At 67.7% G+C, this 14,605-nt stretch carries 13 protein-coding genes; 6 read left to right on the plus strand and 7 right to left on the minus strand.

The annotated features are described in order from the left end of the window. Positions 1 to 398 precede the first annotated feature (398 nt). Positions 399 to 1,367 (plus strand): acyl-ACP desaturase, encoded by a 969-nt coding sequence (locus ACLML9_RS13635; RefSeq protein WP_411945860.1) that lies wholly within the window; start codon positions 399 to 401, stop codon positions 1,365 to 1,367. 86 nt (positions 1,368 to 1,453) lie between these two features. Here ACLML9_RS13635 and ACLML9_RS13640 read toward each other — a convergent pair whose 3' ends face one another. After that, a complete protein-coding gene (locus ACLML9_RS13640) occupies positions 1,454 to 2,083 on the minus strand; it encodes a hypothetical protein (RefSeq protein WP_411945861.1) in 630 nt (209 codons plus the stop codon). Between the two features lie 250 nt (positions 2,084 to 2,333). On the opposite strand from ACLML9_RS13640, the gene dusB reads away from it, so the two are divergent. The 3 genes from dusB to phoU all read left to right on the plus strand — a co-directional run bounded on the left by dusB (position 2,334) and on the right by phoU (position 6,980). Next, positions 2,334 to 3,482 carry a tRNA dihydrouridine synthase DusB gene (dusB, locus tag ACLML9_RS13645; protein WP_411945862.1) on the plus strand — a complete coding sequence of 383 codons (1,149 nt, stop codon included), beginning with the start codon at positions 2,334 to 2,336 and terminating at the stop codon, positions 3,480 to 3,482. A gap of 1,104 nt (positions 3,483 to 4,586) precedes the next feature. Further along, positions 4,587 to 6,236, plus strand: coding sequence for an LCP family protein (locus tag ACLML9_RS13650; protein ID WP_411945863.1), 1,650 nt, complete (start codon positions 4,587 to 4,589; stop codon positions 6,234 to 6,236). An 81-nt stretch (positions 6,237 to 6,317) separates the two neighbouring features. After that, positions 6,318 to 6,980 (plus strand): phosphate signaling complex protein PhoU, encoded by a 663-nt coding sequence (gene phoU, locus ACLML9_RS13655; RefSeq protein ID WP_411945864.1) that lies wholly within the window; start codon positions 6,318 to 6,320, stop codon positions 6,978 to 6,980. A gap of 215 nt (positions 6,981 to 7,195) precedes the next feature. Here the strand turns inward: phoU and pstB are convergent, their stop codons facing one another. The 6 genes from pstB to ACLML9_RS13685 form a co-directional block, all read right to left on the minus strand. Further along, positions 7,196 to 7,972: a phosphate ABC transporter ATP-binding protein PstB gene (gene pstB / locus ACLML9_RS13660; protein WP_030522834.1), complete on the minus strand. Its 777-nt coding sequence runs from the start codon at positions 7,970 to 7,972 to the stop codon at positions 7,196 to 7,198. 19 nt (positions 7,973 to 7,991) lie between these two features. Continuing rightward, on the minus strand, positions 7,992 to 8,900 hold the full coding sequence (gene pstA / locus ACLML9_RS13665) for a phosphate ABC transporter permease PstA (protein WP_411945865.1): 909 nt from the start codon (positions 8,898 to 8,900) through the stop codon (positions 7,992 to 7,994). After that, on the minus strand, positions 8,900 to 9,871 hold the full coding sequence (pstC, locus tag ACLML9_RS13670) for a phosphate ABC transporter permease subunit PstC (RefSeq protein ID WP_411945866.1): 972 nt from the start codon (positions 9,869 to 9,871) through the stop codon (positions 8,900 to 8,902). The genes pstA and pstC overlap by 1 nt, the downstream gene beginning before the upstream one ends. A gap of 88 nt (positions 9,872 to 9,959) precedes the next feature. Continuing rightward, complete coding sequence (gene pstS / locus ACLML9_RS13675) at positions 9,960 to 11,069, minus strand: phosphate ABC transporter substrate-binding protein PstS (RefSeq protein ID WP_411945867.1); 1,110 nt, start codon at positions 11,067 to 11,069, stop codon at positions 9,960 to 9,962. A gap of 300 nt (positions 11,070 to 11,369) precedes the next feature. Beyond that, entirely contained in the window at positions 11,370 to 12,278 is a 909-nt protein-coding gene (mshD, locus tag ACLML9_RS13680; RefSeq protein ID WP_411945868.1) for a mycothiol synthase, read from the minus strand. Between the two features lie 11 nt (positions 12,279 to 12,289). Further along, positions 12,290 to 13,057: a winged-helix domain-containing protein gene (locus ACLML9_RS13685; protein WP_411945869.1), complete on the minus strand. Its 768-nt coding sequence runs from the start codon at positions 13,055 to 13,057 to the stop codon at positions 12,290 to 12,292. Positions 13,058 to 13,249: 192 nt separating this feature from the next. Here ACLML9_RS13685 and ACLML9_RS13690 point away from each other — a divergent pair, with 192 nt between their 5' ends. Further along, complete coding sequence (locus tag ACLML9_RS13690) at positions 13,250 to 14,059, plus strand: LmeA family phospholipid-binding protein (protein WP_411945870.1); 810 nt, start codon at positions 13,250 to 13,252, stop codon at positions 14,057 to 14,059. Next, the gene (locus ACLML9_RS13695) at positions 14,056 to 14,511 is read left to right on the plus strand and encodes a thioredoxin family protein (RefSeq protein WP_411945871.1); all 456 of its coding nucleotides are present in this window, start codon (positions 14,056 to 14,058) and stop codon (positions 14,509 to 14,511) included. The genes ACLML9_RS13690 and ACLML9_RS13695 overlap by 4 nt, the downstream gene beginning before the upstream one ends. Positions 14,512 to 14,605 lie beyond the last annotated feature (94 nt).

Below are 14,605 nucleotides of genomic sequence, written 5' to 3' on the forward strand. Positions count from 1 at the left end.
GGTCCGCCCTGTGAGTTGGACCAGCCTTGTCGGGGCCGCACTGTGACCGGAGCCGACCCGCGCGGACTTCTTCCGGTCCGGTACCCGGGCGGTCCCATGACGACGATGAACAAGCCTGATCAGCCCCGTAACTTCCGGCCGGACGCCGACCGCGCATCCATCGATGTGCTATTTCCCACGGCCGCTAACGCAATCGGGACACCCGGCGATACGCCCATGACTGCGGATCCGGCCATACACTCGGGTGCGACCCCGGGCAGGGCGCCTGCGCCAACATGCACTGTTTCTCGGTCGGATGCGTTTCGCATCACACCTACGGTGCCGTAAGGTATGGCCGCATCGGCAACGGTCTACATCAGGTGCCCCGCACCAACGCAACATATGAAGGGCTTGATTACATGGCAAGGGATCTGACTCAACTCGAGCTGCTCACAGAGTTGGAGCCGGTTGCCGAGCAGAACGTCAACCGGCACCTCTCCCTCGCAAAAGAATGGCATCCGCACGACTACGTCCCGTGGGACGAGGGTCGCAACTTCGCGGCACTCGGCGGACAGGACTGGGACCCCGACCAATCCAAGCTCAACGAGGTCGCCAAGGCGGCCATGATCACCAACCTGCTGACCGAGGACAACCTGCCTTCCTACCACCGGGAAATCGCCGAGAACTTTTCCCAGGACGGCGCGTGGGGAACCTGGGTCGGCCGCTGGACCGCCGAGGAGAACCGGCACGGGATCGCGATGCGCGACTACCTGGTGGTGACCCGCGGCGTCGACCCGGTGGCACTGGAGCAGGCCCGCATGGTTCATATGACCAACGGGTTCGCCTCCCCCGCCGAAGTCGACGCCGGCTTCCTGCATTCCGTCGCCTATGTGACCTTCCAGGAGCTGGCCACCCGCGTCTCGCACCGTAATACCGGCAAGGTGTGCGACGACGCCATCGCCGACCGCATGCTGCAGCGCATCGCGGCCGACGAGAACCTGCACATGATCTTCTATCGCAATATGTGCGGCGCGGCCCTCGACCTGTGCCCGGACCAGGCCCTGGAAGCCATCGCCCTGATCGTGGAGAACTTCCAGATGCCCGGCGCCGGTATGCCGAATTTCCGGCGCAACGGTGTGCTGATGGCCAAGCACGGCATCTACGATCTGCGCCAGCACCTCGAAGAGGTCGTCCAGCCGGTCCTGAAGAAGTGGAACATCTTCGGCCGTACCGACTTCACCGCGCGTGGCGAGCAGACGCGGGAGCGACTCGCCGGTTTCCTGGACAAGCTCTCCCAGGATGTCGTGAAGTTCGAGGAACAGCGCGACCGCATGCTCGCCCGCGAGGCCGCCAAACGTGAGAAGGCCTTCGCCACGGTGAACGGCTGACCGTCCAGTACAAGGAACACAACGACCGAGACCGCCGGTGCCACCGGCGGTCTCGTCGCATTTTCCGGGCAGCCCGGCGGCACCCCTTATTTCATCGGCAGGGCACCGTCCACGCCGCCCACATCGGTGATCTGCCGGCCGGAGTTCTCGTCGACCGTCACCGTGTAGGTGACCGTGGTCTGCGTACCGTCCGGATTCTGGGCGTTGGTCGAGGTGACGTTCACAAAAACGTTCACCTTGTAGACCCCGTCCTGTTCGGACATGACCTTCGCGGTGATGGGGGTGGCGGTCGAGGTCCACTGCAGCGGCACCAGGATCTGTTCCAGTTTCGGCGCGGTGTCGTCGAACTTGCCCGCCGGCTGGGGGCTGGTGTTCTTCTTCAGGGCGGCGATCCAGGCGTCGAGATCCTCGAAGTTCACGGTGGCCGCGCCCACCGCGTACTCGGTGGCCAGCTGCTCGGCGTGACTGTCTGCCGCGGCGCGCTCGTCGCGATCGGCCAATTCGCCTCGTGCGGTGAAATACAGCACGGCGAAGACGATCGCCGCCACGGTAAGCACCGCGACGACCGCGCCACGGATCAGGCTGGAAACCCGGATGGACACCGTGCCCGGGCGAGATTCGGCCGGGGCCGGTTTCGCGGGAGCGGCGACGGGTTCGCCCGCGCCACCGGCGGTCTCCTCCGGCTCGCGACCGGCGTCGTCGGTGTTCTCGGCCATGGATGTCGTCCTCTTTCGATTGCTCCCGATCGGGGTAGCGGCCCCGGCGGTGTATCCAGCGGAAATCGGGCGGCCGGCAGGTCCGGCGTTCACGAGGCCAACGCCCGGCCGGACCGGACCGGCAGCTACCCCGCGGGGCTCGCCGCGACGGTCACCGCCGCGCCCGAAAGGGCCTTCTGGCGGCGTGCTGTCGCGCGGTGAGGCACCCGACAGTGACCGGGCCCGGACGCTCGAGGGAAAATAGAACACTGTGCAAACACAGTTGGAGCAGGAGACACGTCTGCGGATCGGCCCCTACCCGGTCGATCCGCCGGTCGTTCTCGCGCCGATGGCCGGTATCACCAACCTGGCCTTCCGCAAGCTCTGCCGGGAGTTCGGCAGCCCGACCGCGATCTACGTCTGCGAGATGATCACCGCCCGCGCGGTGGTGGAACGCAACGAGAAAACGCTGCACATGATGTCGTTCGACGAGGGCGAATCGCCGCGGTCGATGCAGCTCTACGGTGTGGACCCGGCCACCCTGGGCGAAGCCGTCCGGATCATCGTCGGCGAGGGCTGGGCCGATCACATCGATATGAACCTCGGCTGCCCGGTACCCAAGGTGACCCGGCTCGGGGGCGGCGCCGCCCTGCCCTACAAGCGCAATCTGTTCGCCCGGATCGTCCGGGAGATGGTCCGGGCCGCCGAACCGGCCGGGGTGCCGGTGACCATGAAATTCCGTATCGGAATCGACGAGGAACATCAGACCTACCTCGATACCGGCCGCATCGCCGAGAGTGAAGGCGCCGCGGCGGTCGCCCTGCACGCGCGCACCGCGGCGCAGCGCTACTCCGGGACCGCCGACTGGTCGGCCATCGCACGCCTGAAAGAGGCGGTCACCACGATCCCGGTGCTCGGCAACGGCGATATCTTCAGTGCCGCCGACGCGGTGACGATGATGGCGGAGACCGGCTGCGACGGGGTGGTGGTGGGGCGCGGCTGCCTCGGCCGGCCCTGGCTGTTCGCCGAACTCGGTGCCGCCCTGCGAGGCGAGCCCGCACCGGTGCCGCCCACCCTCGGGGAGGTCGGCGCGATCCTGACCCGCCATGCCGGACTGCTCGCTGAACACCACGGCGAAGACAAAGGCATGCGTGACCTGCGCAAACATATGGCCTGGTATTTCATGGGCTTCCCGCTGGGCGCCGAGCTGCGGCGCAGTTTCGCGACGGTCTCCTCGCTGACCGAACTCGGCACGCTCATCGAGCAGCTCGATCCCACTGTCCCATTTCCGGCGGACGCCGGCGGCCCCCGGGGCCGGCAGGGTTCGCCGGGCAAGGTCGCGCTTCCGCACGGCTGGCTGGACGACCCCGAGGACGGGACCGTCCCGGCCGCGGCCGATGTCATGCACAGCGGCGGCTGAATTACCTACAGCGGACCACCGACCGATTCGACACGCCGATTCGACACGCCGCGAAACCGTCGTACGCGCGTGCAAACATAACTGCGGGCAACTTCCCAGCATTTACCGCTTTTGCTGCCCTCTCGTAATGTCCGAGTGGCTCCTGATGGCGAAATCGTTATCATTGCGGAATCCCGCGCAGCCTTTCGATCACGGTTGCGTCGGCAGTGAGTTGCGGAAAAGCGAGGTTCATTAGTGGGTGACGATCGGCACGGGCGATCATCAGGGCCCGGAGGTCGCGCACCGTGGGAGCGGTATCCCACGGGAGAGTCCCCCGAAATGGACGAGGCGCGGGGGTCTCGCCGGCCACGACAGCCGGAGCCGCCCGCCAACCCCGGGCCGCTGACAGTGCAGGATCTGGTCGACCGGGTGGACGGTGAGCGGACGGCCCGGCGTCGCGAGGACGACGCGCCGCGCCACGGTATGCCCGCGGGGCCGCCCCCGGAGCGCCCCGGGCGTCCGGCAGGCCAGGGACCGCGGCCGAATCCCGAACAACGGTCCCGCCCCGACCAACCCGGTCTCGAAGGCCCGCCCGCCGGACGACCGAACCGCCCGCCCGCGCCCCCGGCCCGGGGCGGCGGCGCTGTGCCGGGCCGCCCGCCCACCGGCTCGTCCCCCGCGGCCCAGCCGCCCGGCCCGGCGGATCGTCAGCCGGCCGGCCCCGGCCCGCGGCGGCCTGCTCCCCCGCAACCTCCGGCCGCCCGCAACCAACCGCCCGCCCCGCCGCAGCGACCCGGGCCGGATCAGTCCGGGCCCGCCCGGCCGCCCGGCCGGCCGGCCGGGGACATGCCGCAGGGTCCGAACGCCGCCCGTCCGGCAACCGGCAGCAACCGGGCGGCGGTACCGCCGCCGCCGAAGCCCGTATCGGATCCGGCCAAGCGGCCGCCGACCGGCCAGCGCCCCGCCGCGCCACCGGTCGAGCCAGGTGATCCGACCACCGTGGTTCCGCAGCAACCCGACCCCGCCCGGAGCGGTTCGCAGCCGGGTCGCCAAGTACCACCGAAGCGTTCCCGGCAATCTCCTGGCACACCGCGCCGGGGTAAGAATGCGAAAGCGGCCGCCGCGGTGGCCGCCGAGTCCCCGGAAACGGTCACCGATATCCTCGACCCGCTCGACGAGAGCGACCCCCGGATCAGCGGCCGGACCGATACCGCGGGGTGGCCCACCTCCGAACCGGCGGCCCCGGAAACGGTCGGCAAGCCGAGACGACGGCATACCCCCGAAAGCCGGCGCAACAGGCGACTACGGATCGCGGGCCGGGCCGGTGTGGCCTTCTTCTCCGTTCTGGCGCTGCTCATCACCGGGGGTGGTTGGAGCTACCTGCGCGCCACCGGCAACAGCTTCACGCAGGTATCCGCTCTCGCCGAGAACGAGGACGACGTCATCGACGCCCAGGCACAGCTCGGTGACGAGAACTACCTGATCGTCGGCACCGACACCCGGGCCGGGGCGAACGGTGACATCGGCGCGGGCAGCGTGGAGGACGCCGAGGGCGCTCGCGCCGACACCACGATGCTGGTGCACATTCCGAAGGACCGGTCGCGGGTCGTCGTGGTGTCCTTCCCGCGAGATCTGGATGTCACCCGGCCCGAATGCCACGGCTTCGACAACGAGCAGAACAGCTATACCGACGAGGTCTTCGATTCGGCCATGGGTGACAAGCTCAACGCGGTATACGCGCTGGGCGGGCCCCGCTGCCTGCTGTCCACCATCCAGCGGCTGACCGGTAGCACCATCAACCACTTCATCGGGATCGACTTCGCCGGTTTCGAGCAGATGGTGGACAAGGTCAACGGTGTCGAGGTGTGTGTCTCCAAACCGCTCGATGACGGGGTGCTCGGCACCATCATCCCGGAGGCCGGACGGCACCGGATCAACGGCGCCACCGCCCTGAACTATGTACGCGCCCGGCACATCTACGGCGAGGAACGCAGTGACTACGACCGGATCAACCGGCAGCAGAAGTTCCTCGCCGCCCTGCTGCGCGGCGCCCTCTCCGGACAGGTGCTGCTGGACCCCGGCAAGTTGAACGGCTTCATCCAGGCGTTCACCAAAGCGACCTTCGTCGACAATGTGGCGCCCAACGATCTGCTGATGCTCGGCCGTTCGTTGCAGGACCTGGAAACGGGCGCGGTCACCTTCCTGACCGTCCCCACGGCGGGTACCACCTCGTACGGCAACGAGATCCCCCGGACTTCGGATATCCAGGCGATCTTCCGCGCCATCCGCGACGACCAGCCGCTGCCCGGCGAGAAGACCGCGCCCGCGCCGCCGCCGACCTCGGAGGCGCCGATCCCGCCGTCGCTGACCGCGGTGGATCCCAGCACGCTGTCGCTGTTGGTCTCCAATGGGTCGGGTATATCGGGTCTCGCCAATCAGACGGCCAGCCAGCTGGCCAATGTCGGCTTCAACATCTACAACACCGACAACTACACCGAAGGCAACTCCACCGATACCAAGGTCCGCTACTCCACCGGGCACGAGGCCGAGGCGGCGACGGTCGCCAGCGCCGTCCCGGGGGCCACCATGGAACTCGACGAATCGCTGGACAGCATCGTGGAGCTGGTACTGGGCGAGAACTACCAGCAGGTGATCAACGAACCGACCACGGTCGGCAGTCCGATCACCAGTGTGATCGCCACCAGCGCCGCACCGGCCGAGTTGCCCACCGACCTCGAACACGTGAATGCCGGCGACGACCCCTGCGCCGCCTGACATGCTCCCGTATGCGGGGTCACCAGGTTATTCACCCGGTGTTGGTGACGTAGTCAGCGCATCGAACTAGTCTTTCGTTTCATGCGTGTCATCTACAACGAGCAAATGGCCGACCTCGCCCACCTGTTAGGTGAGATGGCCGGTATCGCCGGTTCGGCCATGGATCGCGCCACGCAGGCTCTGCTGCAGGCCGACCTGTCGCTGGCCGAGCAGGTCATCGGCGAAGGCGACCGGATCGCCGAGATGATCGCCGACGCCGAGGAGAAGTCGTTCGCGCTGCTGGCCCTGCAGGCCCCGGTCGCGGGCGACCTCCGGCAGGTGGTCAGCGCGATCCAGATCGTCAACGACGTCAACCGGATGGGCACCCTGGCGCTGCATGTGGCCAAGGTCGCCCGCCGACGGCATCCGAACCACGCCCTGCCCGAGGCGGTCAACGGCTATTTCGCCGAGATGGGCCGGATCGCGGTCAGTATGGGTAACAGCGCCCAGGAGGTGCTCGAGAGCCGGGATCCCGAGCGCGCGGCCCAGCTGAACCAGGACGACGAGGCGATGGACGATCTGCACCGTCACCTGTTCACTCTGCTGATGGACCGCGAATGGAAGTACGGCGTGGCCTCGGCCGTCGATGTGACGCTGCTGGGCCGCTACTACGAGCGTTTTGCCGACCACGCGGTGGAGATCGGCCGCCGGGTGATCTTCCTGGTGACCGGCGTGCTGCCCCCGGACGAGGACACGGGGTCCTGACCCGGAGAATCCGGAATACAGAACTGCGGGGCGGTCCGACCGGGCCCCGCAGTTTTTTCCGCCGCCGCGGATCCTGCGGATCCGTCAGGAGCTGTGCGCGGGTCACCGGACCGCACTGATCGACGCTCGGGCAGCGTGACGAGCCGGCAACCCATCCGATGGTGGCAGAGAAAAGGCCCGCACCGGGCGGTGCGGGCCGTCGGTGTATCCGGGGCTCAGCCGAAACGGCCGGAGATGTAATCCTCGGTGGCCTTTTCGCCCGGGTTCGAGAAGATCTTCTCGGTATCGTCGATTTCGACGAGCCGGCCCGGTTTGCCCTGGGCCTCGAGATTGAAGAAGCCGGTCTTATCGCTCACCCGCGCCGCCTGCTGCATATTGTGGGTGACGATGACGATCGTGTACTCCTTCTTCAGCTCGGTGATCAGGTCCTCGATCGCCAGCGTGGAGATCGGGTCCAGGGCCGAACAGGGCTCGTCCATCAGCAGCACATCCGGGGACACCGCGATGGCGCGCGCGATGCACAGACGCTGCTGCTGACCGCCGGAGAGGCCGCCACCGGGCTTGTCCAGGCGATCCTTCACCTCGTTCCACAGGTTCGCGCCGCGCAGCGAGCGCTCGGCGACCTCGTCGAGTTCACCCTTGTTGCGCACACCCTGCAGTTTGAGACCGGCCACCACATTGTCGCGAATGGACATGGTGGGGAACGGGTTCGGCCGCTGGAACACCATGCCGATGGTGCGGCGCACGCCGACCGGGTCCACCTGCGAGGCGTAGATGTCCTCGCCGTCGAGCATGACCGAGCCCGAGACGCTGGCGTTCGGGGTCACCTCGTGCATCCGGTTCAGCGACCGCAGCACAGTGGACTTACCGCAACCCGACGGACCGATGAACGCGGTCACACTGCGCGGCAAGACGTTGAGCGCCACATCGGCGACGGCGTGGAACTTGCCGTAGAAGATGTTCAGGTCTTTGATGTCGATCCGCTTGGCCATCTGTTTTCCGTTTCCGCCCTTATCGGTTCCGCGTGAGGAGCTTGTTGACAGCCGCGGCCGCCAGGTAGAGCACCGCGATCATGAGGATCAGCGTCAGCGCGGCACCCCACACCCGCTGCCGACCCGCGTCCTCGGCGCTCTTCAATTCCTGGAAGATCAGCAGCGGCAGCGAGGCCATATTGCCGTCGAAGATGTTCATATTGATCGCCTTGCTGTAGCCGACCAGCACCAGCACGGGCGCCGTCTCGCCCATCACACGCGCCAGTGCGAGCAGGATCCCGGAGATCATGCCGGGCAGGGCGGTCGGGATGACGATCCGCACGATCGTCTTCCACTTCGGGATGCCGAGGGCGTAGGAGGCTTCACGCAGTTCGTCCGGGACGAGTTTGAGCATTTCCTCGGTATTGCGGACGACCACCGGGAGCATCAGCAGCACCAGGGCCAGCGCCACGGCGAACGAGCTCTGCGGGAAACCCAGGGTCGCGATCCAGAGCGCGAAGATGAACAGCGCCGCGACGATGGAGGGGACACCGGCGAGGATATCGACCATGAAGGTGGTCACCTTGGCGAACCGGCCGATGCCGTACTCGATCAGATAAACCGCCGCCATGATGCCGAGCGGTACGGCGATGACCGCCGCCACCGCCGACTGCACGATGGTGCCGTAGATGGCGTGGTACACACCGCCGCCGGTCTGATCGGGCAGCACGCCCTTCTGCGAGTTCTGCCACCACTCGAGCGACACGACGACGCCGATACCGTTGCTGACCACCATCCACAGCACCCAGCACAGCGGGATGAGGGCGACGAGGAAGCACAGCGCGAACACCGCGGTCGCGATGTTGTTCTTGATCTTGCGGGCCGTGCTCACCTCCCGGAAGGTCGGCGCCTTGATCGGCTTTTCGAGGCTGGTCGTGGTGGTGGTCATCAGCCGTTCACCTTTCCGCCTGCCGCGAGCCGGGCCAGCGCGTTCACGACGAAGGTCAGCGCGAAGAGCACGAAGCCCGCCGCGATATAGGCGCCGGTCGGCAGCGGCGCGCTGAATTCGGCCGCGGCCGAGGCGATCTTGGACGCGAAGGTGAAGCCGCCGTCGAACAGCGACCAGGTGCCCGGGGTCGACGAGATCTTCAGGATGAGCAGGACCGCGATGGTCTCACCGAGCGCGCGACCCAGACCGAGCATGGAACCGGCGATCACACCGCTGCGGCCGTAGGGCAGGACGGTCATCCGCACGACCTCCCATTTGGTCGCGCCGAGTGCCTGGGCCGCCTCGATATGCGCCCGCGGGGTCAGCGCGAAGACCTCACGCGAGACCGAGGTGATGATCGGCAGGATCATCACCGCCAGCACCACGCCGGCGGTGAAGATGGTGCCACCGCCGCCGATCGAGACATTGCCGTCGGAGAACAGGAAGAACCAGCCGAGGTTGCCGTTGAGGAACTCCTGGACCGGTTTCAGATACTCCGCCAGGACCAGCAGGCCCCACAGGCCGTACACGATCGAGGGCACCGCGGCCAGCAGATCGGTCAGCATGGAGAACGGGCGGGCGAGCCGCTTCGGCGCGTAGCGGGTGAGGAACAGCGCGATGCCGACACCGATCGGCACCGCGATGACCAGCGCGAACGCGGAGCTCAACACCGTCACCATGAACAGGTCACGGATACCGAAGCGGAGATTGTCCGCGTCACCGGTGTTGAACTCCGCGCTGGTGAAGAAGTTCACCTCGTCAGCCCGTAGCGAAGGCACCGCACGAATCAGCAGGAACAGTGCGATCAGCGCGATGGAGGCCACGATGATCGCCGCGGCGGTGGTCGCCAGCGATTTGAACACCAACTCGGCCCGCCTGCCATGACCGCGACTTTCACCGCCCAGCGGCGGCTTGCTCGGATGGCTCGACATTGATGCGGGGACTCCTGCCTTCGGCAGGCCCGTCGCGCTGGACGAGCCTGCCGAGGCTACCTCTGGGTTGACTGTCATATTCGCGCTATCAGGAGATGGCGTTGATCGCCGCGGTCAGCTTGGTCTTGAACTCCTCCGGGATCGGCACATAACCGTTGTCCGCCAGACCGTTCTGGCCGTTGGTGACGGCGGAGGTCAGGAATGCCTTGACAGCGGTCGCGGTCGCCCCGTCGGCGTACTTCGAGCACACGATCTCATAGGTCGGCAGGATGATCGGGTAGGAGCCGGCCTCGGTGGGCTTGTAGAACGACGAGGTGTCGAGCACCAGGTCGTTGCCCTCGCCCTTGATCTTCACGCCGTTGATCGCCGTACCGGCGGTCTCGGAGGTCAGTTCGACCGGCTCGGGGCCGGCGGAGGTGATGATCCGGGCCACGGACAGGTTCTGCGACTTGGCGAACGACCACTCGTTGTAGGAGATCGAGTTCTTGGTGTTCTTCACCGCGGCCGAGGTGCCCTCGTTGCCCTGGGTGCCCTCGCCGACGCCGCCGTTGAAGACCTTGCCGGCGCCCTTGCCCCACGCGCCCTCGGACGCGGCGTCCAAGTAGAGCTGGAGGTTGTCGGTGGTGCCGGACTCGTCGGATCGGTACACGACCTTGATCGGCTCGGCGGGCAGCTGCTTGCCCTCGTTGAGCGCCTGGATCTCCGGGGCGTTCCAGGTCTTGACGGTGCCGTTGAAGATCTTGGCCACGGTCGGGCCGTCGAGCGCGAGATCGGTGACGCCGTCGATGTTGTAGGTGATGGCGATCGGGCCGAACACGGTCGGCAGGTTCCAGGCGGGGGAAGCGCAACGCTCGGCGGCCGCGGCGGGCTCGCCCTTCTTCTCGCTGAGCGGCGAGTCGCTACCGGCGAAATCGGTCTGGCCGCCGAGGAATTCCTTGACGCCCGCGCCGGAGCCACTCGAGGTGTAGTTGAGGGTCTGGCCATCGCAGTTGGTCTCGAAGGCGGCGGTGAAACGCTCGACGGCGTTCTTCTGCGCCGAGGAGCCGCTGGCCTTGAGGGCCTCCTTGCCACCGCAGGTGACGTCGGCGTTGGCCTCGACTCCGGTCGAGGATGCATTGTCGTCGCTACCGCAGGCGGCCAGCGGCAGGGTCACGGCCGCGATCACACCGACGAGGGCGCTGCTGCGCTTGAACTTCACTCCAGTCCTCCGGATACGTCCTACTCGCCCGGTCCCTCACCGGCCCGGGCGCGTGTCGTGGTGCGGCCGTTCGCGGGGAACTCGCACACCGGGCGACCCAATGCCGCCCAGAATCAAACTAGGGCGCGTCGGTGGACAACTGGACCTGGGCAAGTGAACGGAAGGTGAACAGGGCGGCGCGAACACGTCCGATATGTGTGATGTTTGCCGCGCTGTTACTCCGCGCATACCGGAATGCGGCATTCCAGCGCACGGATGTAAGAGTCGCACCCCGGGTGGTAACCCTCCGGTTCCGCGGTCTCAGGCCGGTATCGAGTAGGCGATATCGATATGCGCCGGGGCGAAATCCAGCCCGCGATAGGTGCGGACCGCGGCCGTGTTGTCCGCCTCGGTGTACAGCAGAACCTCGCCCAGCCCCGCATCGCGGAGGTGGTGCAGGCCGATCAGAGTGAGCAGCCGGCCGAGTCCACGCCCCTGGGCAGCCGGATCGATCCCGACCACGTACACCTCACCGGCCGGAGGGTCCGCGTCACGATGAACCTTGGTCCAGTGGAATCCGAGCAACCGCTGCGGCTCCTGCGCATCGAAGGCAAGGAAGAGCCCGGCCGGATCGAACCACGATTCGGCGCGGCGCTCTTCCAGTTCGCGGGCCGACCAGCCGCCCTGCTCAGGGTGCCAATCGAAAGCCGCGTTGTTGACCCGCAGGAGCTCGGCGTCATCGGCCGGGCCGCGATAGGTGCGGACCACGAGCCCGTCGGGTACCTCGACAGTCGGTAGCTCAGGAGTTGCCAACGGGCGGCGCATCTGCCAGAGCTCCCGCGCGGCCGACAGCCCCAGCCGCCGCGCCACCGCCTCCGCGGCGGGCAGTTTCCCGTGCGCCCAGATCCGGGCCTCCGGCCCGCCCGCGGCCAGCGCGGCCGCCACCAGATCGCCACCGATCCCGCGCCCCCGCCATCCCGGGGCCACGACCGCCTCGGCCATGGCGGGGTGCTCGCCGTGCGCCGGAGTGAGACTCGCGTACCCGGTCACCGCGTCTCCCGCCACGGCCAGCAGGTGGCGGGCCGGCGATTCCCGGCGCAGGCCCAGCAGGACCTGTTCGGAAACCGGCGCGACGCCGTCGGCGGTCGCCGCGGCATCGAGCAGCGCGCTCACCTGGCCGGCACGGGCGGCGGAGGGAAGCTCGTGCCACTGCAGTTCGTACTCACCCATATCGGCCGGGCTCACTGGACCGTGCCGTTGACCGGTGTCATCGAAACCTCTTCGGTTCCATCCTTGTCGCCGCTCGCGGACCGGGCATCGGAGTCGTTCTTGTTGTTCGACCGGGCCGGACGCACCGCCTTGTACCCGACATTGCGCACGGTACCGATCAACGACTCGTACTCACTGCCCAGTTTCGCCCGCAACCGCCGGACGTGCACATCGACGGTCCGGGTACCGCCGAAGAAGTCATAACCCCACACCTCCTGCAGCAGCTGGGCGCGGGTGAAGACCCGGCCGGCGTGCTGGGCGAGGTACTTCAGCAGTTCGAATTCCTTATAGGTCAGGTCGAGCGGGCGCCCGCGCAGCCGCGCGGTATAGGTCCCCTCATCGATCACCAGCTCACCGAGGGTGATCTTCCCGGAGTTCTCCGGGCCGGCCGAACCGCCCGTCCGGCCGACGAGCAGGCGGAGCCGGGCATCCAGCTCCGCGGGACCGGTACTGGGGAGGAGAATATCGTCGAGACCCCAGTCGGCATTCACCGCGACCAGCCCGCCCTCGGTGAGCACGGCGACCACGGGGACCGATGAGCCCGTGCTGCCGAGCAGGCGGCACAGCCCGCGAGCGGCCGCCAGATCCGAGCGCGCGTCCACCAGCGCGATATCGGCGGTACCCGCCTCCAGTAGCGACGCCACCTCGGTGGGCGCGGGCCGCACATTGTGCGCGAGCAGCGACAACGAGGGCAGTACCGATTCGTGGTCGGGGTCGGAAGTCAGCAGGAGCAGCTCCACAAGCACTCCTCCCATCTCGTAGCTACGCGAAAGCCAGCTTCGTCGCCGTCGCCACGTTGCTCATCCATATGTAATCGCTGCAAGATTAGCGCGTCGAACCCGATGACCTCGTATTCCGGGTCGATGCGGACAGGGCCGCCCCCGCCCACCGGCACGAAGCCCGTACCGGGCGCGTCCACTAGGGTGCATGCCATGCGGAAGCTGATCATCGGACTGCTGTGCCTGGCGGGCCTGGCAGTGGTCGTCGATTTCGGTGCGGCCGCATATTCGGAGTACCGCGTATCGCGGTCGCTGAAGGTCGGCGCCGATCTCAGCGCCGACCCCGAGGTCACTTTCCACGGTTTCCCGTTCCTGCGGCAGGCCTTCGACGGCCGCTACGACAATATCGAGATCAAGGCCGACAGTGTCCGGCCCGATATCCCCGGCGAGATCGGCCTGGAGGCCACACTGCTGGGGATGAACCTGCCGCTCGGCGATCTGGTCGACGGACGGGTGCGCAACGTGCCGGTGGAGCGGGTCGACGTCCGGATGCGGGTCGCGCCCACCGAACTGGGCCGCCTGTTCGGTATCCCGGATCTGGAGGTCCATTCCCGACCGGCGGACAAATCCGACGGCACCGGCGGCTCGGGCGGGTCGGGGATGACCACGGCGGGCGCGCTGGTGCTGACCGGAACGCTGCCGTCCGCGCCGAGCGGGCAGCAGGGCGCGAGTTTCGCCGGGGAGCGGGTGAGCATCGCGGCCGATCTGCTGCTCGACGGCGATCAGGTGCGGATTGTGGCCACCGGCCTGTACTCGGAGGAGATCTCGCCGGTCCCCTCCGAGCCGGTCGTCGACGACGCCGACATCCCGGCGGTGCTGGCGATGTTCACCCGTACCATCGATACGAAGGAACTGCCGTTCGGTATCCGACCCACCGAGGTGACCGCCCTGGGCGGCCATATCGTGGTCGAGGGCCGGGGTAGCGATGTGACGATCGATTTGAACAGATTGCGGCGCCCATGATCGAGATCACCATTCTGGCGGTAATGCTGCTGGCCGGGCTGGCCGTCGGCCTGTACCTGCGCCGGCGCGAGGGCGCGATGCGATCGGCCCCGCCCACCCTGGACCGCGACACCGGCGCGCGCGACGATCTGCTCGTCGCCGCCGGCGTGACCGGGTCGGGGCCCGCGGTACTGCATTTCTCCGCCGACTGGTGCGGCCCCTGCGCCGCGGTACGCCGGGTCGTCGCCGACGCCACCGGTGATCTGGCCGATTCCCCGCAGCCGCCGCGTGATATCGAAATCGATATCGATGCCGACCCGGCGCTCGCCAGGGCCCTGAACGTGCTGTCGCTACCGACCACCTTCGTATTCGACGCCGAGGGCCGGGAGCGGTTCCGCATCTCCGGCGTCCCCAAGACCAGTGACCTGCGCAGCGCGCTCGGCCCGCTGACGGCCGGTTCGGCCGCCGGCTGAGCTGTGTTTATCTGCCCCGCCTCCGGCGGGGCGGGTCGGGGCCCTGTGACCCCGATTCTTCCCTCCTCCGCTCAGTCGCTGCGCTCCCTCGCTC

Source organism: Nocardia sp. NPDC002869 (genome assembly GCF_046764065.1).
In the GTDB taxonomy this organism is placed as follows: Bacteria; Actinomycetota; Actinomycetes; order Mycobacteriales; family Mycobacteriaceae; genus Nocardia; species Nocardia rhamnosiphila.